Source organism: Streptomyces sp. NPDC051214, assembly GCF_040682375.1.
Taxonomy (GTDB): Bacteria; Actinomycetota; Actinomycetes; order Streptomycetales; family Streptomycetaceae; genus Streptomyces.
In genome coordinates this window covers 301,676-327,316 of the sequence record NZ_JBFBAT010000004.1, presented here as the reverse complement: position 1 = coordinate 327,316, position 25,641 = coordinate 301,676, and the positions used below count along the sequence as shown (strand labels likewise).

Sequence of the window (25,641 nt, the reverse complement as noted above, 5' to 3'; positions counted from 1 at the left end):
CGGCGGTGAAGGGTGTCAGGAGAGGTCGGGCCAGGAAGTGGTCGACCAGGGGTGCCGCAGTTCGTCGAGCGAGGTGATTTCGTGCGGCTTCAAGGTGTCGAAGTCCGGCGCCTGCGCGTGTTGCGCATAGGCGCTCTCGACATAGCGATGGCCCGTGTCGGCGGCGATGAAGACGTACGTACGGGAATCGTCGCGGCGCTGTTCCCATCGGGTGGCCAGATAGGCGGCGCCGGTGGAGAGGCCGGCGAAGATTCCGCTGGTCCTGAGAAGCGAGACCGCGCCGGATACCGCGCAGTCGAAATTCACCCAGTGCACGCGGTCGTACGCCTCGTGCCGGACGTTCTCGAATGCGATGGCGCTGCCGATCCCGGCGATGATCATGTCGGGGTCCGCCACGTGCTCCGAACCGAAGGTGACGCTGCCGAAAGGCTGTACGCCGACGAGTGAGACATCGCGGCCCGCGTCCCGCAGATATCCGGCGATGGCGCCGGTGGAGGCTCCCGAGCCGACCCCACCCACCAGGGCGAGCGGCCCTTCGGGCACCTCGGCGTCGATCGTTTCGGCCACGTCGCGGTAGCCGAGGTAATGAATGCTGTCGTGGTATTGCCGCATCCAGTGGTACGAGGGATGCGCCTCGAGTATCTCGGCTATGCGCCGCACTCTCAGCTCCTGGTCGAGCCGGAGATTCTTCGAGGGTCGCACCTGTTCCAGCGTGGCGCCGAGTATGTCCAGCTGGACGCGCAACGTGTGGTCCACGGTCGTGGAACCCACGATGTGGCATTTCATTCCGTAGCGGTGGCAGGCGAGTGCGAGGGCCTGCGCGTAGATGCCGCTGGAACTGTCGATGAGGGTGTCGCCGGGTTTCACGGCGCCGGAATCAAGAAGGTGACGGACTGCTCCCAGAGCCGAATAGATCTTCATCGTCTCGAACCGGAGACAGACCAAGTCCGGCTCAAGGGCTATGAGATCGGGTTTCTTCACTGCTTCGGCTATGTGGTCGTGCACGTCTGCCCCCTGTGTTCCTTTGCCGGTGGCCTGTACGGGTCGCCTGGCCGGTCGCCGAGCCGAGAGCATCACACTAAATGAAAATGATTGTCAAGACGCATTGGGCTGTGGCAGCCTGTGGGCGCTGGAGGCGTCTGGATGTCGGGAGGAGACCTGTGAAGCTGTTCCAGGAGGCCGGGCCAAGGCCCCGCGCGGCGGGTGGCGGAGCGGCCGGAATCGGGGTGGGCACCGCCTTCGGGACCTTCGGTGAGCTGCTTCAGGGCGTGCTGCCGGAGGAGGACGGTGACTTCCTGGTGACGTTGCCCGTCGCGCGGTGGACGATGGCCACGTTCCGGCGGGAGCCGGGCCTCGACTCCGGGGAGGTGGTGGTCCGGCCGGGCGGCAAGACGAAGGCGCTCCAACTGGCGCGTACGATCGCGGAGTTGGCGGAGCAGCAGACGGGTGCGCCGAGCGGAGGGACCCTGCGCGTCAACAGCGTCATCCCCGAGGGCAAGGGCCTGGCGAGCTCATCGGCGGACTTGGTCGCGACCGCGCGGGCGGTCGGGCAGGCGCTGGGCGTCGAGATGCCGCCGGCGCGGATCGAGCGGCTGCTCGCGGACATCGAGCCCACGGACGGCGTGCTCTACCCGGCGATCGTCGCCTTCCACCACCGGACCGTGCGCCTGCGCGGCATCCTCGGGTCGCTGCCGGTCATGGCCGTGGTGGGGATCGACGAGGGCGGCTCGGTCGACACCGTCGACTTCAACCGCATCCCCAAGCCGTTCACCCTGGCCGACCGGCACGAGTACGCGCGCCTCCTCGACCGGCTCGCGTGCGCGGTCCGGCGCCGCGACCTGGCGGAGGTCGGCAGAGTCGCGACCCGCAGCGCTCAGATGAACCAACTCCTGCGCCACAAGTGGTCGTTGGAGCCGATGCGGGAGATCTGCCGGGAGGTCGGAGGCCTGGGCGTCGCCGTCGCCCACAGCGGCACCACGCTGGGCATCCTCCTCGACACCGCCGACCCCTCGTACACCCAACGCGTCAGCGCGGCGGCACAGGCGTGCGGGGAGCTGACGGGCGGGGTGACGGTGTACCGGACGCTGAGCTTTCCCGGCGGGGCGGGGGCCGGGACTGTGGCGACGCGGGGCTAGGGCGGCGCCGGCAGGGGGCTAGAAGAACACCCCGCACCGCAGCAGTACGTTCGCGTAGGGCGTGGCTTCTCCGGTGCGTACCACCAGGCGGGCCGTTGCCGTGCGGCGCTTGAGGTCCTCGTGGGGGATCAGGGTGAGGGGCGTGACGCGGGAGGCCAGAAGCTCGGCCGTCGTCGGGTTGGCCTTCTGGACCTCCGTCGCCGCCGTTCCGCCCTCCGTGACCAGCTCGGCCAGCAGTCCGTCCAGTACCTCCGCGAAGGACGGGACGCCCGCCCGGAAGGCCAGGTCCACGACCCGCGGACCCGGCGGGATCGGCATGCCCGCGTCGCAGATCAGGACCGTGTCACCGTGGCCCAACTCGGCTATGGCGCCGCAGAGATGGCGGTTGAGTATGCCGGTCTTCTTCATGCGGGCAGCACCTCGACCTCGTCCACCGTCGGGTACGACTCCTGGGCGCCCTGCCGGGTGACCGAAGCCGCCCCCACCCGCGCCGCGTACGCCGCCGCCGTCGGGAGGTCCTCGCCCAGGCCGAGGCGCCAGGCCAGGGCCGCCGTGAACGCGTCGCCCGCACCGGTCGTGTCCACCGCGTCCACCTTCGGGCTCGGCACCGTGACGGGGGAGCCGCTGCCGTCCGCCGTCAGGGCTCCGTCCGCGCCCAGGGTGATCACCACCGAGCGCGGGCCGAGGGCGAGGAGCTCGCGCGCCCAGTCCTCGGGGAGGTCCGAGGACGTCCCGCCCAGGATGTAACGCGCCTCGTGCTCGTTCACCACCAACGGGTCGCAGGCAGCCAGGACTTCGGCCGGCAGCGGGGCCGGTGGCGAGGGGTTCAGGACGAAGCGGGCCGCGTTCGGCAAGGTGCGTACGAGCTCCGTCACCGACTCGACGGGGATCTCCAACTGCGTCGAGACCACCCGCGACGCGGCGAGCAGGCTGCCCGCCGCGCGGATGTCCTCGGGCGTCAGCCGGGCGTTGGCGCCCGGCGAGACCACGATGCTGTTGTCGCCCGACGGGTCGACGGTGATCAGCGCGACACCCGTGGGCGCCCCGCCGACCAGGACGCCGACCGTGTCCGCGCCCGCCGCGCGCTGCGAGTCGAGCAGCAGCCTGCCGTGCGCGTCGTCGCCGACCCGTGCGAGCAGGACGGCGCGGGCGCCGAGGCGGGCCGCCGCGACCGACTGGTTCGCCCCCTTGCCACCGGGATGCGTGGCGAGGTCGGAGCCGAGGACCGTCTCGCCGGGGGCGGGGCGGCGCTCGACGCCGATCATCAGGTCGGCGTTGGCCGACCCGACGACCAGGAGGTCGTACGTGGCGTCATCGATGTCGGGCTCGCGGTCGTGCGTCTGCTGCATCTGTGGGTCCAACTCCTGCTCGTACGGTGTCACGGCAACGGGGGCGCGGCGCGGCGCACGGAGGCGGGCGCGGTCAGGAGAAGTCGGCCACGTTCTTCTTCGTGACCACCTTCACCGGGACCTTCACCATCTCCGCGACGTCCTTGCCGCGCACCGCCTTCACCGCGTTCCGCACGGCGATCCTGCCCAGCTCCTTCGGCTGCTGCGCCACGGACGCGTACAGCGTGCCCCCCTCGACGGCCTTGAGACCGTCGGGAGTTCCGTCGAAGCCGACCACCGAGACCGACTTGCCCGCCTTGCCGCCCAGCGCCTTCGCGGCGCCGAGGGCCATCTCGTCGTTCTCGGCGAAGACGCCGTCGATGCCGGGGTTGGACTGCATGAGGTTCGTCATGACGTCCAGGCCCTTGGTGCGGTCGAAGTCCGCGGGCTGCGAGGCGACGACCTTGATGCCGGGGTACTCCTTGATGCCCTCGGCGAAGCCCTTGCCGCGCTCACGGCTCGCCGACGTGCCCGCGACGCCCTGGAGCGTGACGATCTTGCCCTTGCCGCCCAGCTTCTCCGCGAGGGTCTTGGCGGCGAGCTTGCCGCCCGCGACGTTGTCGGAGGCGACGAGCGTCGCCGCCTTCGCCTTGTTCACGCCGCGGTCGGCGGCGATCACCGGGATGTCCGACTTGTTGGCGCCGCGCACCGCGGGGCCCACCGCGTCCGAGTCGACCGGGTTGACGATGATCGACTTCATGCCTTCGCCGGTGAAGTTCTGCAGCTGGTTGGTCTGCTGCGAGGCGTCGTTCTGCGCGTCGGTCACGGTCAGGTCGATGCCCGCCTTCTCGGCCTCGGCCTGCGCGCCCTCCTTCATCTGCACGAAGAAGGGGTTGTTGAGGGTGGAGAGCGACATGCCGACCTTGGTCGTCGTGCCGGAGGAGGAGTCCTTGTTGAAGAAGGAGATCCCGCCGATGACGGCCGCCACCAGCACGGCCGCGAGCCCCACCTTCAGGATCTGCGGCCCCTTCTTCCCGCCACCGGCCGCCGCGCCCGTGGACGCGCCCGGGGTCGCCCCGGCCTTGCGGCGCAGGGTGTCCAGGAGGACCGCGAGGGCGATGACCACGCCGATCACGACCTGCTGCCAGAAGGCGGACACGGAGAGGAGGTTGAGGCCGTTGCGCAGGACCGCCAGGATCAGCGCGCCGATCAGGGTGCCGGACGCCTTGCCGACACCGCCCGCCAGGCTCGCGCCGCCGATGACGACCGCGGCGATCGCGTCCAGCTCGTACCCCTGCGCGGCCTGCGGCTGCGCGGAGACCAGACGCGAGGCGAGGACGATGCCCGCGACGGCGGCGAAGAGACCGGACAGGCCGTAGATGACGAGTTTCTGCCGCTTGACGCGCAGACCGGAGAGGCGCGCGGCCTCTTCGTTGCCGCCGATCGCGTACATGGAACGGCCGATGTACGTACGGCCCAGGATGAGGGCGGTGACCAGACCCATCGCGATCATCAGGATGACCGGGACCGGCAGCCAGCCGCCGATGGTGTCACCCAGGTTGGAGACCGAGTCCGGGAACGGGATCGGGCTGCCCTGCGAGATGACCAGGGAGAGGCCGCGGGCCACCGAGAGCATCGCCAGCGTCGCGATGAACGGCGGGAGCTTGCCGTACGAGACGAGCAGGCCGTTCACGAAGCCGCACGCGATGCCGGTGCCGACGGCGAGAACGACCGCGAGCCAGACCGGCAGGCCCTCGGACGTCGCCGACCAGGCGAGGACCGTCGCGGAGAGCGCGGCCACCGAGCCGACCGACAAGTCGATGCCCGCCGAGACGATCACGAAGGTGACACCGAACGCGAGGATCGCGGTGACGGCGGCCTGCACGCCCACATTGAGCAGGTTCTGGGTGGTGAGGAAGTCCCCGGACAGCAGCGACATCGCCACCAGGAGGACCACCAGGGCGCTCAGCGCGCCGTTGTCGAGCAGCACGCGGCGCAGACCGGTGGCGCCACCCGCGTTGCTCTTCAGCGTTTCAGTGGCCACGGGAGGCCTTCCCTTCGGTTGTTACGTCTGCCTGAACTGCCGTACTGCTGACGGCCAGCGCCATCACCGCGTCCTGCGTCGCGTCGTCCGCCGCGAGTTCGCCCGCGATGCGGCCCTGCGCCATGACGAGCACGCGGTCGCTCATGCCGAGGACCTCGGGCAGATCGCTGGAGATCATCAGGACCGCGTGGCCGGAGGCCGTCAGTTCGTTGATGAGCTGGTAGATCTCGACCTTCGCGCCCACGTCGATGCCGCGCGTCGGCTCGTCGAGGATCAGGACCTTCGTGTCGGCCAGCAGCCACTTGCCGATGACGACCTTCTGCTGGTTGCCGCCGGACAGCGTGCGTACGTGCTGGCCGAGCCCGGCCATCCGCACGCCGAGCTGCTCGGCGATCCGGGCCGCCGCGACGCGCTGGCCCTTGAGGTCCACGAGCCCGGAGCGCGTCGCCGAACGCAGCGTCACCAGACCGAGGTTCTCCTGCACGGAGGCGTCGAGCAGCAGCCCCTGGCCCTTGCGGTCCTCCGGCACGAGGCCGATGCCCGCGCCCATCGCGGCGTTCACGTCGTGCCGGGGAAGGCGTTCACCGCGTACGTCGACGGAGCCCGCGTCGTACGGATCGGCCCCGAAGACGGCACGCGCCACCTCGGTCCGTCCCGCGCCGACGAGCCCCGCGAGGCCGACGACCTCGCCGGCCCGCACCTCGAAGCTGACGTCGTGGAAGACGCCGTCACGGGTGAGGCCCCGCACGGTGAGCAACGCGCCCCCGGTGTCCGGGCGTTCGCGCGGATACTGCTGCTCGATGCTGCGGCCCACCATCAGGCGCACCAGCTCGTCCTCGGGGGTCGAGGCGGGCACCTGGTCGACGCTGCGGCCGTCCCGCAGGACGGTCACGCGGTCGCCGAGCGCCGCGATCTCCTCCAGGTGGTGGGTGATGAAGACGATGCCGACGCCGTCCGCGCGCAACTGCCGCACGATCGCGAAGAGTTTGTCGACCTCCTCGCTGGTCAGGACGGCCGTCGGCTCGTCCATGATCAGGACGCGGGCCTCCAGGCTGAGCGCCTTGGCGATCTCGACCATCTGGAGCCGGGCGATGCCCAGTTCCCGCACCTTGGCGCGCGGCGACACCTGGACGCCGACCCGCTGCAGGAGCTTCTCGGCGGCCGACTCCATCGCCTTCCGGTCGATCATCCCGAAGCGGCGCGGCTGGCGGCCAAGGAAGATGTTCTCGGCGACGGTGAGGTCGGGTACGAGGTTGAACTCCTGGTAGATCGTGGCGATCCCGAGCCGTTCGGCGTCCTGCGCCCCGTGGATGCGGGCTTCCTCGCCGTCCACGAGGATGCGTCCGCTGTCGGGGCGGTAGGCGCCGGAGAGCATCTTGATGAGCGTGCTCTTGCCCGCGCCGTTCTCGCCGAGCAGGACATGCACCTCGCCGCGGCGCAGGTCGAAGTCGACCGAGTCGAGCGCGACGACGCCGGGGAAGGTCTTGCGCATCCCTTCGATCCGCAGCAACTCCTCGGGGCCGCTGTCCGCGCGGCGCGGCAACTCGTCCGTGTCGCTCACGTGTTGCTCCTCTGCTCGGTGGGGGACGCGCCGCAGGAGCGGCGTACGACGAGACGGGCGGGCAGCGTCACGGACTGCGGGCGCCTGCCCTCGATCCGGTCGACCAGGGCCTGCACCGCGGCCCGGCCCAGCTCTCCGGTCGGCTGCGCGATGGCGGTGATCGGCGGATCGGTGTGCACGAACCACGGGATGTCGTCGAAGGCGGCGAGCGCGATGTCGTGCGGCACGCGAAGGCCGCGGGCACGGATCGCGTCGAGCGCGCCGAGCGCCATCAGGTTGTCCGCGGCGAAGATGACCTGGGGCGGCTCCGGCAGCGCCAGGAACCGTTCGGTGGCCCGGCGCCCGCTGTCGGCCTGGAAGTCGCCCTGCCCGATGTGGTCCTCGGGCAGCGGGAGCCCGTACGCGCCGAGCGCCTCGCGGAAGGCCTGAACACGCTCGCTGCCCGTGGTGGTGGCGGCGGGCCCGGCGATGATCGCGAGCCTGCGGTGGCCGACGGCGTGCAGATGGGCGACCAGGTCACGGACGGCCTCGCGCCCGTCGGCGCGGACGACGGGGACGTCCACGCCCGGAATCCAGCGGTCCACGAAGACCATCGGGGTGCTGGAGCGCGCGGTGTCGAGCATCAGCGGGGAGCCGCCGTCGGTGGGGGAGACCAGGAGCCCGTCGATCCTGCGGTCCAGGAGCGTGCGCACATGGTGGTCCTGCAGATCGGGCCGCTCGTCGGCGTTGCCGATGATCACGCTGTAGCCGAGCGCGCGGGCCGCCTCCTCGACGGAACGGGCCAGGGCCGTGAAGTACGGGTTCAGCACGTCGCTGATGACCAGGCCGAGGGTGCGGGTCTGGTCGGTGCGCAGCGAGCGGGCGACGGCGTTCGGACGGTAGCCGAGGCTCTCCACCGCCGCGATGACGCGGGCGCGGGCGGCCGGGCTGACCGAGGGGTGACTGTTCAGGACGCGCGAGACCGTGGCGACGGATACGCCTGCCTCGGCCGCGACGTCCTTGATGCTCGCCATCGCCGGTCCACCTCCTCGTGGAATCGATTACACGGAGGATTGGAATCGATTACACGGACGGGTGGCAAGACCCTGACGGGTCAGCGAGACCAGATTGTGATGCGAGGTGCTCAGGTGAGCGCAGCGGCCGACGGTGCCCCTGGGCCGCTACCGGATCACTTGAAGGGCACCGTCAGCCAAGGGCTGTCCGGATCGGAGACCAGCTCGCGGTGGGCTTGGAGCACGGTCGTGTACCAGTCGCCGAACTGCTCCTCGTCGAAGTGCAGACAGCGGCCCAGGATGTACCCGGCGGAGAACTCCTCCCACGAGGCGTACGCCGACGACCTGGCCGCCTCGCCCGTGCGCTCGACCGCCGCCACCAGCTCCGCATGGGTCGCGTACCGGGCCCCGCGCCCCCAGCGGGCCATCTTCGAGGCGCGCCCGATGTCCCAGGCCGCGACGGAACGGACATGGCCGTCCGGCGGCAGGAGCTCGTCGGCGCGGAAGCGGGACTCGTACCGGACGACCTTGCCGACGAGGCCGCGCAGCGCGGCGACGAAGTCGTCCAGGTCGGGGTCGTCGCCCGGCTTGTGCGGGGAATCGGGGCCGCCGGACTCGGCCATGCGGTTGCGGATCGTCACCTCCACGCATTCGCGCCACAGCTCGGGGTCGACGCGCGGCCCGAACTGCTCGATCAGTGAAGTGCGGGCGCCGAGCACGAAGTCCCAGTACCACGGGCTGACTTCGCGGCGCAGAAGCCGCTCCTGCGTGGCGAGCCAGTCCTCGCGGCTGTGCACGTCCCACCACTCCGCGAGGCGTTCGACCTCGGAGTGGTAGCCGGCGCCGTGCCAGTCGAGGGTGTTCCAGGGGTCGCCGTTGGCGAAGCAGAGGTGGGCGCCGCAGGCCAGGCCGTGCAGCAGGGCGGGGGACTCCGGGGCGCCGGTGCGGCGGGTCTCGACGCGATCGTGCAGTCGGCCGTCGACGTAGAGGTCCGCGTGCAGGTCCGCCCAGACGCTCCGCTCTTCCTCGGTCGTCAGATAGAACTGCTGGCAGGGCGTGGCCGCGTTGACCACCAAGATGTCGATGTCGTCGGGCAGTTGGTCCGCGAGCGTGCCGAGCGTGACGAACTCGTACACCACCTCGGGGTGCGGGCGCGGGAGCACCCCGGCGGTGTACATCTGCGCGATCCGGCGGCCGTCGGGGAGGTCGACGGTGAGGACCGGGCGTTCGGTCGCGCCCGGCTCGATGTCGGCCACCGCGACCGGGCGGTACAGGCCGGTGACGGCTATCGCCCGCAGGTAGGTGTACGCGTCGTCCGCCTCGCACAGTTCATACAGATGCTCTTCGAGATCGGCGGGGGCCTGCCAGGGTGAGCCGTCCTCGGGGGCGTCGACACTCGGGAAGACGTCGTCGTGGTTCTCGTCCTCGGCTGCGGGGACGGCTGCGCCGTGCATGCGGGGGTCTCCGTGGTCGGTGGCGCGCGGGCACGCGCGTGGGGCTCGCGGTAGATCTTGAACCGTATCCGATGGCTAGCGGGCCCCCGGCACCTGGACCGGCAGCGACTTCAACCCGTTGATGAAGTTGGAGACAAGGCGCCGCGGAGGCCCCGCCGACACGAAAGGCCCGGCTTCCATGGCGCGGAACTCTTGGTACAGGACCCGTAGTTGGAGGCGCGCGAAATGCGCACCGAGGCAGACGTGCGGGCCCTCGCCGAAGGAGACGTGGGGGTTGGGGGAGCGGGACAGGTCGAGGCGGTGCGGGTCGGTGAAGACGCGCTCGTCGTGGTTGGCCGACGCGTGGAAGACGACCACCTTGTCCCCGGCCCGGACGGCCCGGCCGGCCAGGACCGTGTCCCGGGTGGCCGTGCGCCGGAAGGTGAGCACGGGAGGGTGCCGGCGCAGCAGTTCGTCCACCGCCGTGGCGACGGGGACCGCGCCCTCGCGCAGGCGGCGGTACTCCCGCGGGTTCTCCATGAGCGCGAGGAGGCCGCCGGGCGCCGCGCCGCGCACGGTGTCGTTGCCCGCGACGGTGAGCAGGAAGAAGAACATCTCCAGCTCGGCGGGGCTGAGTTCGGGGTCGGTCGCGAGCGTGGTCATGATGTCGTCGGCGGGCGCGCGCCGCTTGTGTGCCGCGAGGTCCTGCGCATAGGCGAACATGTCGCGCAGCATCGCGGGGGAGCGCGGGTTGAGCGGCTTGCCGTCCGGGCCGAGGGCCAACTCGTGTGCCTCGTCCGGGTCTTGGTAGCCGATCACGCGCTGCGTCCAGTGCAGCAGCAGCCCGCGGTCGCTCTCCGGTACGCCGAGGAGATCGGAGAGGTTGAGCAGCGCGTAGTCGTCGGTGACGTCGGCAACGAGATCGCAGGTGCCGTCTCCGTCGCCGTGGCCGTTGTTGCCGTCCCGGGCGCGGGTCACGGCCGCGTCCAGCAGGCCGCGGGCCCGGTCGCGGGCCAGGGATTCGAAGCGTTCCACACGCCGGGGCGTGAAGGCGCGGCTCACCAGGCGGCGCAACCGGCCGTGGTCATTGGGGTCTCCCTCTCCCCTGCTCGAACGAAGTTGAGAGCTTGGGGAAGGGTCCTGATTGAGCATCATGCGACGGATGAAGGGCAGGTCGTCCGGGTCGGGGTCACGGATCTGGGTGGCGCCCAGATGTGAGGAGTAGGTGGCGGAGTCCCGGAGCACGCGGACGACGTCCGCGTGCCGGGTCACCGCCCAGAAACCGGGCCCCGCGGGCCAGCCGAGCACCTGCGGCTCGTCTTGCCAGGCGACGGGGTGGCGGTCGCGCAGGACGCGATAGCGGTCGTGCGGCACCCCGGCCGCGTACTGCCTGGGATCGAACACGTCGGGTACATCGGGTACATCGGGTACGTCGGGCGGATCGGGCACGGCGGAGAGTCCGGTGCTCACGAGGAGCGGCGGCCGGTGTCGCCCTCGGCGCCGCCGTCCTCGTCGCCGTCCTCCTCATCGCCGTCCTTGTCGGCCCGCAGGAAGTCCTCCACGGTGCGGATGAGGGCGAGCGGCGTCTCGTCCATCGCGTAGTGGCCCGCCTGAGGCAGTTCGGCGAGTTCGGCGCGGGCGTACCAGCGCAGCCAGGTCGCACGCATCAGCTCCGCCCCCAGCGCGGGATCGAGCGCCCCCACCACCGCGAGCGCCGGGACGGTCGAGCCCTCGACCCGGTCGTGGAAGTCCTCGCGCGCCCAGGAGTCGAGCCAGGCGCGGAAGGCCTTCGCGTCGCTGACGTCGAGCGAGCGCTCCACCATGCGGTCGAGCCAGGCCGCGGGCCGGGCGCCACCGGTCGTGATGTCGATGATCGCGCGGCGGTTCCCCGGCAGCCGGTCGGCCTCGGCGAACAGCTCCCACTGCTCCGGCGGCAGGGCGAGTCCTGATGCGGGCACCGGGGAGACGCCGACCAGCCTGCGGACCCGGTGCGGCGCGATCGCGAGGATCCGCTGGGCGACGCTGCCGCCCATGGAGTGGCCGATCAGCGAGAAGCGGTCCCAGCCGAGGCGGTCCGCGAGGTCGACGACGTCGGTGGCCCCCTCGGAGGTCGTGTACGCGCCTGCCGCGCCCTTCGCCTCCCCGTACCCGCGCAGATCGACCACCGCGTACTGGAACGAGGCGAGGTCGAGGTCCGCGAGGACCGGCGCGTACGCCGACCGGTCGGCGAACCAGCCGTGCACCGCGATCACCTTGTGGGGGCCGTCGCCCAGGAGGTCGTGGGGGAGCTGGAAGGGGGAGCCTGAGGAAGGGGACGAGAGGGGAAAGGGGGAGGAGGCCACGTCGACTCCGATCACCTTGGGGAAGGGGCCGTTCGTGGCGGCCCGGGACCACGTTGACCCCAACTGCCGGGTGCCGCAAGGGCGCGTGGCGCCGGCGCGGGCTGGGCGGGCCGGGGTGTGGGTCGGGTGGCCCCCCTGGGATTGCGCGGCCGGGGTGTGGGCCGAGCTGGCCCCCTACGATTCCGCGGCCGGCGCGTGGGTCGGGTGGCCCCCCTGCGATTCCGCAACCGGCGCCTGAGTCGAGCCGGCCTCTACGATTCCGCCGCCGCGGCGTGAGCCGAGCGGCCTCTGCGATTCCGCAACCGGCGCCTGAGCCGAGCGCCCCTACGATTCCGCCGCCGCGGCCTCCACCGCCTTCCGTTCCAGTTCGGCGAGGTGCGCGTCGGCGGACGATCGGCCCTCGTCGGTGTGCTGCAGCGAGCGGTGCAGGCGCGCTGCCCGCATGGCCTGGGTGTAGTCGCCGATGAGGGCCAACTCATCTCGCAGCACCGCCAGTTGAGCGGGGTCGGGACCGGTGTCGTCCAGTTCGCGGATCAGGTAGGTGCGGGCCGCCTCCACCATTCCCTGCTCCCGCGCGAGCTCCAGCCAGGTGGACTCCGGCTCGTCGTCGGGGTCCGTCCCGTAGTTGGAGTCGTCGAACGAGCGCGCCCACTCGCGCACCTGACCGGCCTCCTGCGGAAGACCGGCGAGGCCGCACCATGTGTCGTACGTCGTCTCGTGGACCTCGCGCAGCAGCGGCAGGTCCTCCGCCAGGCCGTAGAGCCCCACGAGGACGACGGCGAGCCGCAGTTCGTCGGACATGGGGGCGTCCGCCTCATGCTTGAGGAGGTGGCGCAGTAGGGGGCGGTCCGTGTTCCGCCGGTCGTACTGCGCGGCCCGCAGCGCCGCCACCCTGCGGGCCCGGTTCACCGCCACGGCGTCCCAGACCGTGCGGTCGCCCGTCCGCAGCAGGGCCAGGTCGGTGCGTCCCCTGGAGAGCACCAGCTCCCACAGGGGCGGGCGCGGATGCGGGTCGAGGCGTCTGTACGCCAGGTGCTCGGCGGCGTTGAGGAGGAGGTGGTCCGGCTCGGTACGCAGGAGCGCGGCGTGCAGGCGCGCGACGAGCTGCAAGGGGGAGCGCTCGGGAAGCCCGAGCGCGGCTCGCAGCTCGGTGCGGCGCGCGTCGAGATCGGGCACGCAGTCCTCGCGGAAGTCGCCCTCCGTGTCGGCGATCTCGGCGAGTATCCGCGCCTCGCCGTCGGTCGGCGACAGGCCCACGTAGTCATGCCAGCCGGGCAGACCGACGAGGATCTCCAGGGCTTCGTCCACGCTGTCCCCGATGGTCCCTGCGGACCCCTCGGAATCGGCGTACAGCACGGAGCCGTCCCCGCACACGAAGTACGTGCCCCCGGAATCGTCCCCCGCGATCGGTTCCAGCGGGCCGCCCGACGCCAGGCGGACCTCTTCGACGTGGTCCGCGCGGGACAGGTCGAATGCGAAAGGGAACGCGGCCAGCTCGGCCAGGCGTGGGTCCTGACGCAGCAGACGGAGTGCACGTTCGGTCATGGTCCGAAAGTAACAGCGCTCACTGACACCAGACCCACAACAGGACTCCCTGATTCCCTATGTGCTTTCCGATACTTTTCCTGCGGAATGGGGGATTCGTGGAACTTGGGCCGGGCCCCGGGAGTCTTCTTGTGTGAGGGGGGCGGCCACTGACCGGGCCGCTCAACCGGCCGCCTCGGAGCGGCCATTGCGTTTGCATTGATCAACACGGGGGGTGTTCATCATGACCGACATCATCGAGCGCGGCACGGACCGGACGACAAGCGCTCCGGTCCACGCCGAGACGGACACGGACGCGACGCGGGCCCCGGGGGAGCTGACGCCGTTCGTCGCGCCTTTGCCGGTGCCACCGGTCCTGCGGCCGGACTCCGTCGAGGTACGCGACGAGACGGATGTGCCCGCGGAGACCGAGATCGCGCTGCGCCCGGCCTGGATCCGGCTGCACCCGCAGCTGCCGCCGACCTTGATGTGGGGGTACGACGGCCGGGTGCCGGGCCCGACGATCGAGGTGCGCCGCGGCAGGCGCGTCCGGATCGCGTGGACGAACCGCATCCCGAAGGACAGCGAGTATCCCGTCACCGCCGTCGAGGTCCCCAGGGCCGTCCCGAGCCCCGGCACCCTGCCCGGACGCGCGGGCGTCGAGCCGAACAAGGACGTGGCCGCGCTGCCCGCCTGGTCGGTGACGCATCTGCACGGCGCGCAGACCGGCGGGGGCAACGACGGCTGGGCGGACAACGCGGTGGGGTTCGGCGACGCCCAGCTGTCCGAGTACCCGAACGACCACCAGGCGGTTCAGTGGTGGTATCACGACCACGCCATGAACATCACGCGGTGGAACGTGCAGGCGGGGCTGTACGGCACGTATCTGGTGCGGGACGACGAAGAGGACGCGCTCCATCTCCCCTGCGGGGAGCGGGAGATCCCGCTGCTGCTCGCCGACCGGAATCTGGACACGGACGAGGACGGCCGGCTGAACGGCCGCCTGCTGCACAAGACCGTCATCGTGCAGGCCGCGAACCCCGAGACGGGCAAGCCGGTCACGCTGCCCTTCACGGGCCCGTACAGCACGGTGAACGGCCGCATCTGGCCGTACGCGGACGTCGACGCGGCCTGGCACCGCTTCCGCCTGGTGAACGCGTCGAACGCCCGTATCTACGACCTGGTCCTCGTCGACGAGGACAACAACCCGGTGCGGGGCGTCATGCACCAGATCGGCAGCGACGGCGGCCTGTTGCCGCGCCCGGTGCCGGTCGACTTCGACGACGCGCTGCCCACGCTCACCGTCGCCCCGGCCGAGCGCATGGACCTCCTGATCGACTTCCGTGCGCTGGCGGGCAAGCGGGTGCGTCTGGTGAACAAGGGCCGCGGCCAGGCACCCGGAGTGCCGGACCCGGCGAACGACGTGCGCTATCCGCAGGTCATGGAGTTCCGTGTGCGGGACGCCGAGGTCGATGACCCCTTCTCGCTCCCGGAGGTCCTCTCGGGCTCCTTCCGCCCGCTGAGCCACGACATCGACCACGGTCACCGCCTGATCGTCCTGACACCGCCCGCCACGAAGGGCGGCGGCGGACACCCGGAGATCTGGGAGATGACCGAGATCAAGAACGCGGGCGACGTACGGGTCCCGACCGAGGGGATCATCCAGCTGCGGGGCGCGGACGGAAAGACCAAGACCTACCGCCGCACGGCCCGTACGTTCAACGACGGTCTCGGCTTCACCCTCGCCGAGGGCAGCCACGAGCAGTGGAGCTTCCTGAACCTCGCGGTGAACCCACCGGTGACCCACCCGATGCACATCCACCTGGCCGACTTCCAGCTCCTGGGCCGCGACGCGTACGACGTGTCAGGCTTCGACGTCACCGTGGGCGGCACCCTGGCCCCGATCGCCTTCGACCCGAAGACGGAGATCCCCCTCGCCCCGAACGAGCGGGGCTGGAAGGACGTCTTCCTGGTCCCCGGCGGCCAACTGCTGCGGGTGATGGGCAAGTTCGACGGCGCGTACGGCCGCTTCATGTACCACTGCCACCTCCTGGAACACGAGGACATGGGCATGATGCGCCCCTTCGTGGTCATGCCGAAGGAGGCCCTGAAGTTCGACCACGGGGCGGGGCACGGCGGTCATGACGGCGGTCATGGCGGGGCCGGGGGCGAAGGGGGTCACACGGGCTGAGCGAGGCCCCGGGCGGTCAGCCAGTCCCGCAGGCCCTCGGCGTCCAGCAGCGGGAACTGGCCGTCCTGGCCGCATTCGAGGTCACCGCCCGACCCGCTCAGGTGCAGTGTCAGCCGGCCGACCTGCCGGCCGCGGGCATCGCTGAGCGTGAACCGCAGGTCGCCCCAGCACATGCAGCAGAAGGCGTCAGCGGTGAGGTCGACCGCCAGCAGCCCCGACAGCTCGCGCAGCTCGTCGGGGTCGCGCACCTCGCGCTCCAACTCCGGCTGGCCCGTCGTCCCGGTGATCTCGACCCTGGTGGTCCGGGCCCAGAGGGCCGCGATGTCGGCGGCTGTCGTCATGCGGCCACGGTATCCACCGCGTCGGCCGTGAAGTGCGCACACCTGGACGTCACTCGTTCGTGAATCGTCGCGCCGCATCACGCCGGGTAGGGCTGTGGCCGGAGGCGAGCCATGGAACAGACTGCGTTGCGTCCCAAGCCGATGCCCGGACAGGAGCCAGGCACAGGCAAGTTCGGTACAGGCGGCAAGTTCGGCAGAGGCGGCGGGGGCGGGGGCGGCAGAGGCGGCGGAGTCGGTGCCGGCCGGAAGTTCGGCGTCGGACGAAGGCTGGGCATCGGGCGCAAGGCCCGCGCCGGGCAGACACCCGGCACGGGCCACAGGTCCGGGTCCGGGTCCGGCCACCGTCCGCATGCCGCGCGGCGGCGCGGGCGGCGGCTTGCCACCCTGCTCTTCGGGCTGCTCTTCTCGGTCGTCCTCGTGCTGGCGGGGGTAGGGCTCGGCACCGTGAGCGCCACCGTCATCGGCATGAGCAAACTCGCCGACATGCAGAAGCAGGCGCAGGCCGCCCAGGGCGGCGCCAAGGGGCAGGGCGGACAGGCGGCCCCCGGTGGGCAAGCGGCCCCGGGCGGCCCGGCCGGGGCCGGTACGCCCGCCGCTCCGGGCCGGGCGTCCGAGCCCGCCGCCCCGCCGAAGCCGCCGCGGAAGGAGCCGGGCGGGGGCGGGGAGCGGACCGTGCGCCCCACGCTCGGCGTGGAGGCCGTCGACGCCCCCAGGGGCGCCGGGGCCCTGCTCGTCGGCGTGCACAGCCCGGGTCCCGGCCACACCGCGGGGCTCGTACGCGGTGACGTACTGCTCGCCTTCGGCAAGACCCGCATCGCGTCGGCCAAGGCACTGGCGGCCGCGGTCGCCGCCGCTGCCCCGGGAAGGAACGTCACCGTGACCGTCCGGCACGCGAACGGCGGGCGGCAGTACCTGTCGGTGACGCCGGGCTTCGTGACATGACGTGACGCGGGCCGACGGGAGAGGACGGGACCGGGGCCGCCGTAATCGGCTCGCGCATGCCCGGGGGCAGGGGCAGGATCGGCAGCACCGGCACCGCGCCGTACCCGCCGCAGCGAGCAGCCCTGGAGGCCCCCATGACCGGCACCCCCGCGCCCTTCACCGCCGACGACTACAAGGCCCGCATGGACCGCGCCGCCGCGGCCGCGGCGGACGCGGGGCTCGCCGGACTGCTCGTCGCGCCGGGCCCCGACCTGGTCTGGCTCACGGGGTACGCGCCGACGGCCGCCACCGAGCGCCTCACCGTCCTGGTGCTCGCCGCGGGCCAGGAGCCGGTGCTCGTGGTGCCCACCCTGGAGGCCCCGGACGCGGAACTGGCCGCGGGCGCGCGGGCGCTCTCCCTGCGGGACTGGACCGACGGCAAGGACCCCTATGCCGCGACCGCGCCCCTCCTGGACGTCGACGGCCGCTTCGGGATCAGCGACAACTCCTGGGCCATGCATCTCCTGGGCTTCCAGAAGGAGCTGCCGAACACGTCCTACGTGTCCCTGACCGAAGCGCTCCCCATGCTGCGCGCCGTCAAGGACGCCGCCGAGCTCGAGCGCCTCGCGGCGGCCGGCGCCGCAGCGGACTCGGCGTACGAGGAGATCAAGAAGGTCCCCTTCGCGGGCCGCAAGGAGACCGACATAGCCGCCGACCTGGCCGATCTGCTGCGGCGGTTCGGGCACTCCCAGGTCGACTTCACCGTCGTCGGCTCCGGGCCGAACGGCGCCAACCCGCACCACGAGGCGGGCGCCCGCGTCATCGAGGACGGCGACATGGTCGTCCTCGACTTCGGCGGCCTGCTGGGCGGCTACGGCTCGGACACCTCGCGCACGGTGCACGTGGGCGAGCCCGGCGCCGAGGAGCGGCGGGTCCACGACATCGTGCGGGAGGCGCAGGAGGCCGGTTGTGGCGCGGTACGGCCCGGTGCCGCCTGCCAGGACGTCGACAGGGCGGCACGGGCGGTGATCACCGATGCCGGGTACGGCGAGCACTTCATCCACCGCACCGGGCACGGCATCGGCGTCACCACCCATGAGCCGCCCTACATGATCGAGGGCGAGGAACTGCCGCTCGTGCCCGGCATGTGCTTCTCCGTGGAGCCCGGCATCTATCTGCCGGGCCGCTTCGGAGTGCGCATCGAGGACATAGTGACGGTCACCGAGGACGGCGTACGGCGCCTCAACTCCACGGCGCGCGAGCTCGCGATCGTCAACTGACCGCCCCCATCCGCCTCCTGAGCCACATCGGCCTCATGGCGTCGCGAGCACCGCGCACGACTCGGCCGGCAGTCGCAGCAGCCCGTCCGCCCCGGGCGCGGCGACCGGCTCCCAGGCCGCGAGCACCCGGGCGCCCCGGCCCTCCAACGGGATGACGGCCGGCTCCTTGCCGATGTTCACCGCGATCCGCAGGTCGCCGCGCCGGACCGCGAACCAGCGCCCCTCCTCGTCGTACGCGACCCGGAGCGCCGCCAGGTCGGGGTCGAGGAGGTCGCCGCGGGCGCGGCGCAGGGCGATCAGCTCGCGGTACCAGGCCAGCACGCGCGCGTGGGGGTCGGTCAGCGGCTCCGCCCAGTCGAGACAGGAGCGCTCCCTGGTGGCCGGGTCCTGCGGATCCGGAATGTCACCCTCGGCCCAGCCGTGCGCCGCGAACTCCCGCCGCCTGCCCCGCCGCACGGCCTCCGCGAGCTCGGGATCGGTGTGGTCGGTGAAGAACTGCCAGGGCGTCGCCGCGCCCCACTCCTCGCCCATGAAGAGCATCGGCGTGAACGGCCCGGTGAGGGTGAGCGCGGCGGCGCAGGCGAGCAGACCGGGGGAGAGGGTGGCGGAGAGCCGGTCTCCTTGCGCGCGATTGCCGATCTGGTCGTGGGTCTGCGTGTAGCCGAGGAAGCGGTACGCGGGCGTGCGGGCGCGGTCCACGGGACGGCCGTGCCGACGGCCCCGGAAGGTCGAGTACGTCCCGTCGTGGAAGAAGCCGCCTATCAGCGTCTTGGCGAGTGCGGCGAAGGGGGCTCGGGCGAAGTCTTCGTAGTACCCGTGTGCTTCCCCGGTCAGTGTGGCGTGCAGCGCGTGGTGGAAGTCGTCGTTCCACTGCGCGTGCAGGCCCATGCCGCCCTGCGCGCGCGGGGTGATGACCCGCGGGTCCCCCTGGTCGGACTCGGCGATCAGCGAGAGCGGCCTGCCGAGCTCCTCGGACAGCTCGTCCACGGCCGCCGACAGCTCCTCCAGGAAGTGGCACGCGCGCGTGTCCCGCAGCGCGTGCACCGCGTCCAGGCGCAGGCCGTCCAGACGGTAGTCGCGCAGCCAGGCGAGCGCGCTGCCGATCAGATACGCGCGCACCTCGTCCGAGCCCGGGGCGTCGAGGTTGACCGCCGCGCCCCAGGGGGTCTGGTGGGTCTCGGTGAAGTAGGGCCCGAACGCGGGCAGGTGGTTGCCGGACGGGCCGAGGTGGTTGTGGACCACGTCGAGCACGACGCCGATGCCGTGCGCGTGCGCGGCGTCGACAAATCGTTTCAGCGCTTCAGGGCCGCCGTACGGCTCGTGCACGGCCCACAGGGAGACACCCTCGTACCCCCAGCCGTGCTGCCCGGGGAACGGGCAGAGCGGCATCAGCTCCACATGGGTGACGCCGAGCTCCGCGAGGTGGCCGAGGCGCCCCGCCGCCGAGTCGAGCGTGCCGTCCGGTGTGTACGTCCCCACGTGCAGCTCGTACAGGACCGCGTCCCGCACCCCGCGCCCCGCCCAGGGCGCGCGCCACGCGTACCGGTCGTGGTCCACGACGGCGCTGAGTCCGTCCGGGCCGTCCGGCTGGCGCCGTGAGCGGGGGTCGGGCAGCACGGGGCCCTCGTCGAGCGAGAAGCCGTACCGCGCCCCGTCGGCGGCGTCCGCCTCCACCGTCCACCACCCGGCCCGGCCCTCGGCGCGCTCCAGCGCACGCGTGGCGCCCTCGCACAGCAGTGCGACGCGTTGGGCTTCCGGTGCCCACACCTCGAACTCCACCGACAGTTCCCCCTTGTCCGCCATCCGCCGTCGTCCGTCCGTCCTGATCCGGACGTCATCCGTGGTGACGTCCGTCCCGTCGTGTCCATCGTGCTGCAGAAGTGATCGGTTCGCGGTCGTTACGCGTTTTCTGGACACCCCGGCCGAGCTGACCGACAATCACCAGGGTGACGTCGTCCTTTGAGATCCACAGTTACCCCGCGCGGCTGACCGACGCCGAGCGCGACAGGGCGCTGCAGGTGCTCAGGGAGGGCGCTGCCCTCGGCAAGCTGTCGCACGACACGTTCGTGCGGCGCATGGAGCTGGCACTCGCGGCCCGCCAGCCGGACGAACTCGCCGCGCTGACCGCGGATCTGCGGACCGAGGGCCGTTTCTCGCGGGCGGTGTTCGGCACCGTGGGCGCGGTCTCCGGGTTCACGGTGCGGCTGCGCAGGGCCTGGCAGGCGGAGAAGCTCCCGAAGCTGCTTCTGCCGGTGCCCGGCAACCCCTGTCCGCTGCGGATCGGCCGTGACCCCGCGAACGGCCTCAGGCTCAGCCACGAGACGGTCTCCCGGGTGCACGCCGAGCTGAGCCGGCAGGGCGGCATGTGGGTGCTGCGCGACCTCGGGTCGACCAACGGCACGTCGGTGAACGGCCGCAGGGTGATCGGCGCGGCCGTCGTCCAGGACGGCGATCAGGTCAGCTTCGGGAAGATGGGCTTCCGCCTCTCCGGTTCGTGAAGCCCTTCGTGCGGCTAGTCGGCACTCACGCGCGCGTGGCGCGCGGCCGCGACCGTCGTCCGTGACTGGTGCTCGACCTGGTCCTCCAGCGGCACCCAGCGCGCCTCGAACCGCTCGGCGAACGCGTCGCTCCACCGCTGGACGAGCCGCTCCAGGCGGGGCGCCGCCGGGTCGCCCGCCGTGTCGAGGACCCGCAGCAGCATCGCGGCGGCCCGCAGCGGAAGGCGGCGCCCGAAGGCGTCGACGCTCCCGATGTACGCCATCGACGTCCCCGCGGGCGGCAGCCTGGCCCAGTCGTCGGCGAGGCCGGGCACCAGGTCGAGCGCCCAGCGTGCCGCACGCAGCAGCGGCCCCTGGGCCTCCGGGAGCCGCGGCAGCGCCTCGTGGAGGATGCCCTCGACCAGCCCCGCGTCGTGGCGCAGCCGCCGCGAGAAGCCGCGCAGGGCGCGCACCGGGGAGGGATGTGCGGCCGCGTCGTCCACGAGGTCGCTGGCCCACATGGGGACCTCGACGATGGCGGTCAGGCCGCCGTACCGGTGGGCGTGGTGCCAGGTGGTGTGCCGGGCGTCCTCGGGGAGGCTCGGGTAGGCGGCCGCCGAGCCGGGGCCGGGCAGCACATGGACACCCGGCCCCGACACCGGCCAGCCCGCGGCGTCCGAGGCCCCCGTCTCCACCGGTATGTGCAGCTCGGCCGCGGACTTGGCGAACGGCTCCGCGAGCCCCGGGATGTCCCGCGTCAACTGCACCCAGCTGCCGCCGAGATCGGTGCCGTGCAGCGACACCTGCAAGTAGGGCCGCAGTTCGTCGATGACGCCGGTCAGGGCGCGGGTCTCGGGAGGCAGCCGGTCGGGCGGAAGCACCGAGGGGGACCACTCCGGCTGCTCGGGGCCCGCGGGGCGGAAGAAGTGCCGGTGGTAGTCGAACAGGGTGCGCGGGGCGGGTGTGCGGTGCAGGTTCGCCCCGTCCGGGTCGGCGCACAGCAGGAAGTGCCAGGAGGTGTCGGTGCGCAGGTCCTCGTCCCGTAGGGCCCACTCCGCGAGGTGCAGCAGCGTCGAGCCCCCCGTGGGTTCGTTCGCGTGCGCGCCCGCGACGACCAGGACGGCGCGCGGGGAGCGGCCCACGGACAGCAGGTGCAGCGGTCTTCCCGCGCGCGAGGCGCCCACTTGGCGCAAGGCGCTGAGCTCGGGGCGATGGGCCACCAACTCACGGGCGGACAGCACGAGTTCGGCCACATTGGGATAGCGCTGGTCCGCCAGTTGACTCACCCCCGTCTTGTCCGCTGACGCAATCCGCAGTACGCCACGCGGTCGGGCACGTGTCAAGCGCGCGGCCCAAGGGATGTCAGCCCACGTCGGCGTTGTCCCGCAGCGTCACTCGAATGGGTGTATGCGCACTGCGTGCGGCGCCTCGCGGTGATCCCCTGAAACCCACCGACCACGCCCTTGCGGCGGGGGTGCCCAAGAGGAACGGGGAGTCCGCCGTGTTGTCGAGCTCGGCCCCCCAGGGGCACTGTCCGCCACCGGCTCCGCTGCCCAGCCTCTTGTCCGCCGACGTGGTGAGCGACCCCTACCCGCACTACCGCCTCCTCCGCGAGCGCCACCCCCTCGTCCGCGACGAGCTGCTCGGGGCCTGGCTGCTCAGCCGGTACGCGGATGTGCGGGCCGCGCTCGTCGACGTACGCCTCGGTGCGGCGGGGGCCGGGCCGGGTCCGGTCCGGCGGGGGCTCGTGGAGCCCGCGCTGCGGGCCGCCGCCGAACGCACCGCCTTCGTCCTCGCGCGCCGGGTGGCCGGGCGGCGCGAGGTCGACCTCGTCGCCGAGTTCAGCGCCTGGCTGCCCGCGGCCGCCGCCGTCGCCGCGCTCGGGCTGCCCTGGGAGGACGCCGCACGGGTGCGGGAGTGGTGCCGTGGGGCGCCCGCGCCCACCGGCGGCCCGCACCCGGAGCTGGGCGGGCTGCTGCGGCCCCACGTCGCGCGGCGGCGCGCTCACCCCGGCCGCGACCTGCTCTCCGTGCTGTGCGGCCCTCGGGCGGACGGGCGGGCGCTCTCCGACGAGACGGTCACCGCTCTCGCCGGGGCGCTCCTCACCGGCGGCGGCGAGGCCACCGGCCTCGCGCTGGCCTCCTTCCTCGCCAACCTCCTCGACCACCCGGCCCAGTTGGCCCTCCTACGTGCCCGCCCGGCGCTGATACCCGGCGCCTGGGCGGAGTCCCTGCGCCGTGACCCGCCGGCCCACGTCGTGCTGCGCCGCGCGCTCGCGCCGATACCCGTGGGCGGCACCACGCTGCCCACGGGCGCCATGGTGGCCTGCCTCGTCGGCTCCGCCGGGCGCGACCCCTTCCGCTTCGCGGACCCCGACCGCTACGACATCTTCCGCCCGGACCCGGCCCACCTGGCCTTCGGCGCGGGACAGCACTTCTGCCCGGCCGCCGCGCTGGCCGCTCTCACCGCCGAATGCGGCCTGCGGGCCCTCCTCGACGCCATGCCGGGCCTGCGCTGGGCACCCGGCCCCAGACCCGCGCCCCAGGGCCTGATGGCTCGGGCCCCGCACCGGTTACTCGTCCGCCCCTGCTGAGCCCTCCTCCGCGCCCTCACGTGAGCCCCGCCCCGTGGGGACCCGCTCCAGCAGCACCACCGGCAGCTCACCGAAAAGCTCCTCCACGCGCGCGTGCCCGGTGAACTCCCGCCCCCGGGTGAGCAGATCGGCCCACCGCCCCTGCGGAAGCTCCAGCTCCGTGGAGCGCCAGCCGCCCGCCTCCGCCAGCCGCAAGGAGAGCCGGCTCACCGCCGCGATCACCTCTCCGGAGCGCGCGAACGCCACGCAGTGCGCCGCGCCGGGACCCCGCGCCGCCAGTGGCTCGTACGTCGCCGCGCCGCCGAACAGCTCGGGGCGGCGCCTGCGCAGCCGCAGCGCGGTCGCCGTAAGGGCCAGCTTCTCCTCGGAGAGGTCCCAGCGGTCACGGTGCTGCTCCAGGTATTCGAGGACATGCGGCTGGAACCGCACGGGCCGCCGGTTGTCCGGGTCCACCAGGGCCCGGTACTCGCCCTCCGTGCCCTGGTAGAGGTCGGGCACCCCGGGCATCGTCAGCTGGAGCAGCGTGGCCCCGAGGACGTTCGCCCGCACATGGGGCCGCAGCCCGTTCGCGAACTCCGCGACGGTGTAGAGAGGCGGTCCGCAAGGACCCGCCTCCACGAACGCCGTCACGGCCTTCTCGTACGCCTCGTTCGGCTCGGTCCAGCTCGTGTGCAGGCCCGCCTCGCGCACATGCTTGAGCAGGGCCTTCTGCAGCCGCTCGTCGTAGGGGAAGCCGAAGCCGACAGCCGTCTGCCAGGCAGCCCAGGCCAGTTGGGGGTCCGGCGCGCTCGCGCCGCCCATCCGCGCGGTCTGCTCGGTCACGTCGACCAGGAGGTCGGCCCACTGCTCGGGGCACTGCGTGAGGACGGCGATGCCCGCCCGTACGTCGGCGCTGCGCTTCGTGTCGTGCGTGGTGAGCACCGTGCCCGAGTACGGCCAGTCGCGCTGCACGCGCGCGCAGTACGCGTGAAAGGCCTCCGGGGACACCGCGGGACGCTCGGGGGAGCCGCCCACCTCGGCGGCCGAAAGGAGCGGCGCGTGGCGGTAGAACGCGGTGTCCTCGACCGCCTTGGCCCGCAGCGCCGACGAGATCTGCGCGAACCGCGCGCGGAAGCCGTCGACCGCGGGCCCCGACCCGAGACGCCCGAGGACCAGGTCCCGCACGACATCGACCGCCTCGGCCTCCTCCCGCACCGCGAAGGCGGCCTTGGCCTCCTCGGCGGCCCCCACCGTGAGCACCGAGGCCGGTTCGGCGCCCCCGGAGACGTACGGCCGGTAGACGGGAAGCCGTACGAGCAGCTCCAGGAGCGCGGTGCGCAGGGCCCACGGCGCGTGGTCGCGCAGGGCGGGGTCCGCGGCGCAGAGGGCCGTCGCCTCGCGCGTGAGGCGGTCGGTCTCGGCGGCCAGCTCATGGGTGAGCACCTTGTACGCCGCGCGCCGCACCGTCGCGTCCCAGTCGCCGCCCCGGTCCACCGCGGGGGCCGTGAACCGCCGGTACTGGCCGAGGAGCTCGCCCGCCCCCGCCGGGTCCGTGAAGAGGCCGTCGAGGTGGCGCAGCGCGTCGTACCCGGTGGTGCCCGCGACGGGCCACGCGGCGGGCAGCTGTTCCCCGTCGGCGAGGATCTTCTCCACGACCGTCCAGCGCCCGTGCGTGGCCTCCTGGAGACGCTGGAGGTAGGCCCCCGGGTCCGCGAGCCCGTCGGGGTGGTCGATCCGCAGTCCCTCCACGACTCCTTCCCGGAGCAGGCCGAGAATCTTCGCGTGGGTCGCGTCGAACACGTCGGGGTCCTCGACGCGCACTCCGATGAGGTCCGAGATGGTGAAGAAGCGCCGGTAGTTGAGTTCCGTACGGGCGAGGCGCCACCAGGCGAGCCGGTACCACTGGGCGTCCAGGAGCCGGGGCAGCGGCAGCTCGGCGGTGCCTTCCCGCAGGGGGAACGCGTGGTCGTGGTAGCGCAGCACGTCGCCGTCGACCCGCAGGCTCGCCAGCTCGTCCCCGACCCCGCGCCCGAGCACCGGAAGCAGCACGCGCCCGTCGCCCGCGTCCCAGTCGATGTCGAACCACCGGGCGTACGGCGAACCGGGGCCCTCCCGCAGCACCTCCCAGAGGGCGTGGTTGTGGCGCGGCACCGCCGCCATGTGGTTGGGCACGATGTCCACGACCAGGCCGAGCCCGTGCGCCCGCGCGGTGCGCGAGAGGGACCGCAGCCCTTTCTCGCCGCCCAGCTCGTCACGCACGCGCGCGTGGTCCACGACGTCATAGCCGTGCGTGGACCCCGGGACGGCCTCGAGCACCGGCGACAGATGCAGGTGCGACACCCCCAGCGATGCCAGGTACGGGACGGCCGCCTCGGCGGCGTCGAACGGGAACTCCGGCTGCAGCTGCAGCCGGTACGTGGCGGTGGGCGGCGGTGGGACCGCGGGCTCTGAGCGCTCAGGCGTCATGCGAACGTACGTACCCGCCTGGCGGGCTTTCGTG

The 25,641-nt window shown here is 72.4% G+C and carries 20 protein-coding genes; 6 read left to right on the top strand and 14 right to left on the bottom strand.

From position 1 onward, the window contains the following. Positions 1-15: 15 nt before the first annotated feature. Positions 16-1,005 (bottom strand): pyridoxal-phosphate dependent enzyme, encoded by a 990-nt coding sequence (locus tag AB0M70_RS12680; RefSeq protein ID WP_365819337.1) that lies wholly within the window; start codon positions 1,003-1,005, stop codon positions 16-18. 161 nt (positions 1,006-1,166) lie between these two features. Here AB0M70_RS12680 and AB0M70_RS12675 point away from each other — a divergent pair, with 161 nt between their 5' ends. After that, complete coding sequence (locus AB0M70_RS12675) at positions 1,167-2,135, top strand: kinase (protein WP_365819821.1); 969 nt, start codon at positions 1,167-1,169, stop codon at positions 2,133-2,135. 18 nt (positions 2,136-2,153) lie between these two features. Here the strand turns inward: AB0M70_RS12675 and rbsD are convergent, their stop codons facing one another. The 9 genes from rbsD to AB0M70_RS12630 all read right to left on the bottom strand — a co-directional run bounded on the left by rbsD (position 2,154) and on the right by AB0M70_RS12630 (position 13,380). Beyond that, the gene (gene rbsD / locus AB0M70_RS12670) at positions 2,154-2,543 is read right to left on the bottom strand and encodes a D-ribose pyranase (RefSeq protein WP_365819334.1); all 390 of its coding nucleotides are present in this window, start codon (positions 2,541-2,543) and stop codon (positions 2,154-2,156) included. Next, positions 2,540-3,484: a ribokinase gene (locus tag AB0M70_RS12665; protein ID WP_365819332.1), complete on the bottom strand. Its 945-nt coding sequence runs from the start codon at positions 3,482-3,484 to the stop codon at positions 2,540-2,542. The genes rbsD and AB0M70_RS12665 overlap by 4 nt, the downstream gene beginning before the upstream one ends. A gap of 73 nt (positions 3,485-3,557) precedes the next feature. Then, entirely contained in the window at positions 3,558-5,507 is a 1,950-nt protein-coding gene (locus AB0M70_RS12660) for a substrate-binding domain-containing protein (RefSeq protein WP_365819330.1), read from the bottom strand. Beyond that, positions 5,497-6,999 (bottom strand): sugar ABC transporter ATP-binding protein, encoded by a 1,503-nt coding sequence (locus AB0M70_RS12655; protein ID WP_365819819.1) that lies wholly within the window; start codon positions 6,997-6,999, stop codon positions 5,497-5,499. Before AB0M70_RS12655 ends, AB0M70_RS12660 begins: the two co-directional genes overlap by 11 nt. Positions 7,000-7,064: 65 nt before the next feature. Next, a complete protein-coding gene (locus tag AB0M70_RS12650) occupies positions 7,065-8,081 on the bottom strand; it encodes a LacI family DNA-binding transcriptional regulator (protein ID WP_365819328.1) in 1,017 nt (338 codons plus the stop codon). A 155-nt stretch (positions 8,082-8,236) separates the two neighbouring features. Next, positions 8,237-9,514 (bottom strand): DUF1266 domain-containing protein, encoded by a 1,278-nt coding sequence (locus tag AB0M70_RS12645; RefSeq protein ID WP_365819326.1) that lies wholly within the window; start codon positions 9,512-9,514, stop codon positions 8,237-8,239. A 75-nt stretch (positions 9,515-9,589) separates the two neighbouring features. Then, positions 9,590-10,963 carry a cytochrome P450 gene (locus AB0M70_RS12640; RefSeq protein ID WP_365819324.1) on the bottom strand — a complete coding sequence of 458 codons (1,374 nt, stop codon included), beginning with the start codon at positions 10,961-10,963 and terminating at the stop codon, positions 9,590-9,592. Continuing rightward, positions 10,960-11,835 (bottom strand): alpha/beta hydrolase, encoded by an 876-nt coding sequence (locus AB0M70_RS12635; protein ID WP_365819322.1) that lies wholly within the window; start codon positions 11,833-11,835, stop codon positions 10,960-10,962. Before AB0M70_RS12635 ends, AB0M70_RS12640 begins: the two co-directional genes overlap by 4 nt. A 324-nt stretch (positions 11,836-12,159) precedes the next feature. Continuing rightward, positions 12,160-13,380 carry a hypothetical protein gene (locus AB0M70_RS12630; protein WP_365819320.1) on the bottom strand — a complete coding sequence of 407 codons (1,221 nt, stop codon included), beginning with the start codon at positions 13,378-13,380 and terminating at the stop codon, positions 12,160-12,162. 223 nt (positions 13,381-13,603) lie between these two features. Between AB0M70_RS12630 and phsA the strand changes: the two genes are divergently transcribed. After that, positions 13,604-15,550, top strand: coding sequence for an O-aminophenol oxidase PhsA (gene phsA / locus AB0M70_RS12625; RefSeq protein WP_365819318.1), 1,947 nt, complete (start codon positions 13,604-13,606; stop codon positions 15,548-15,550). Here phsA and AB0M70_RS12620 read toward each other — a convergent pair. Next, the gene (locus AB0M70_RS12620) at positions 15,538-15,891 is read right to left on the bottom strand and encodes a hypothetical protein (RefSeq protein WP_365819316.1); all 354 of its coding nucleotides are present in this window, start codon (positions 15,889-15,891) and stop codon (positions 15,538-15,540) included. The genes phsA and AB0M70_RS12620 overlap by 13 nt on opposite strands. A 111-nt stretch (positions 15,892-16,002) precedes the next feature. On the opposite strand from AB0M70_RS12620, the gene AB0M70_RS12615 reads away from it, so the two are divergent. Continuing rightward, positions 16,003-16,833: a PDZ domain-containing protein gene (locus AB0M70_RS12615; protein ID WP_365819314.1), complete on the top strand. Its 831-nt coding sequence runs from the start codon at positions 16,003-16,005 to the stop codon at positions 16,831-16,833. Positions 16,834-16,967: 134 nt separating this feature from the next. Continuing rightward, entirely contained in the window at positions 16,968-18,092 is a 1,125-nt protein-coding gene (locus AB0M70_RS12610) for an aminopeptidase P family protein (RefSeq protein WP_365819312.1), read from the top strand. Positions 18,093-18,125: 33 nt separating this feature from the next. On the opposite strand, the gene treZ is transcribed toward AB0M70_RS12610, so the two are convergent. Beyond that, on the bottom strand, positions 18,126-19,871 hold the full coding sequence (gene treZ, locus AB0M70_RS12605; RefSeq protein ID WP_365819817.1) for a malto-oligosyltrehalose trehalohydrolase: 1,746 nt from the start codon (positions 19,869-19,871) through the stop codon (positions 18,126-18,128). A gap of 167 nt (positions 19,872-20,038) precedes the next feature. Here treZ and AB0M70_RS12600 point away from each other — a divergent pair, with 167 nt between their 5' ends. Next, positions 20,039-20,590, top strand: coding sequence for a DUF1707 and FHA domain-containing protein (locus AB0M70_RS12600; RefSeq protein WP_365819310.1), 552 nt, complete (start codon positions 20,039-20,041; stop codon positions 20,588-20,590). Between the two features lie 14 nt (positions 20,591-20,604). Here AB0M70_RS12600 and AB0M70_RS12595 read toward each other — a convergent pair whose 3' ends face one another. Beyond that, a complete protein-coding gene (locus AB0M70_RS12595) occupies positions 20,605-21,855 on the bottom strand; it encodes a M14 family zinc carboxypeptidase (RefSeq protein WP_365819308.1) in 1,251 nt (416 codons plus the stop codon). Positions 21,856-22,070: 215 nt separating this feature from the next. On the opposite strand from AB0M70_RS12595, the gene AB0M70_RS12590 reads away from it, so the two are divergent. Then, positions 22,071-23,162 carry a cytochrome P450 gene (locus tag AB0M70_RS12590; RefSeq protein ID WP_365819306.1) on the top strand — a complete coding sequence of 364 codons (1,092 nt, stop codon included), beginning with the start codon at positions 22,071-22,073 and terminating at the stop codon, positions 23,160-23,162. Here AB0M70_RS12590 and treY read toward each other — a convergent pair. Further along, positions 23,142-25,607 carry a malto-oligosyltrehalose synthase gene (gene treY, locus AB0M70_RS12585; protein ID WP_365819304.1) on the bottom strand — a complete coding sequence of 822 codons (2,466 nt, stop codon included), beginning with the start codon at positions 25,605-25,607 and terminating at the stop codon, positions 23,142-23,144. The genes AB0M70_RS12590 and treY overlap by 21 nt on opposite strands. Between the last annotated feature and the right edge of the window lie 34 nt (positions 25,608-25,641).

Bases quoted from the DNA above. Each gene is read 5' to 3' on its own strand.
- AB0M70_RS12615 (WP_365819314.1), top strand. From the start codon at position 16,003: ATGGAACAGACTGCGTTGCGTCCCAAGCCGATGCCCGGACAGGAGCCA.
- AB0M70_RS12610 (WP_365819312.1), top strand. From the start codon at position 16,968: ATGACCGGCACCCCCGCGCCCTTCACCGCCGACGACTACAAGGCCCGC.
- treY (WP_365819304.1), bottom strand. From the start codon at position 25,607: ATGACGCCTGAGCGCTCAGAGCCCGCGGTCCCACCGCCGCCCACCGCC.
- AB0M70_RS12645 (WP_365819326.1), bottom strand. From the start codon at position 9,514: ATGCACGGCGCAGCCGTCCCCGCAGCCGAGGACGAGAACCACGACGAC.
- rbsD (WP_365819334.1), bottom strand. From the start codon at position 2,543: ATGAAGAAGACCGGCATACTCAACCGCCATCTCTGCGGCGCCATAGCC.
- AB0M70_RS12655 (WP_365819819.1), bottom strand. From the start codon at position 6,999: ATGCGCAAGACCTTCCCCGGCGTCGTCGCGCTCGACTCGGTCGACTTC.
- phsA (WP_365819318.1), top strand. From the start codon at position 13,604: ATGACCGACATCATCGAGCGCGGCACGGACCGGACGACAAGCGCTCCG.
- AB0M70_RS12665 (WP_365819332.1), bottom strand. From the start codon at position 3,484: ATGCAGCAGACGCACGACCGCGAGCCCGACATCGATGACGCCACGTAC.
- AB0M70_RS12630 (WP_365819320.1), bottom strand. From the start codon at position 13,380: ATGACCGAACGTGCACTCCGTCTGCTGCGTCAGGACCCACGCCTGGCC.
- AB0M70_RS12620 (WP_365819316.1), bottom strand. From the start codon at position 15,891: ATGACGACAGCCGCCGACATCGCGGCCCTCTGGGCCCGGACCACCAGG.
- AB0M70_RS12650 (WP_365819328.1), bottom strand. From the start codon at position 8,081: ATGGCGAGCATCAAGGACGTCGCGGCCGAGGCAGGCGTATCCGTCGCC.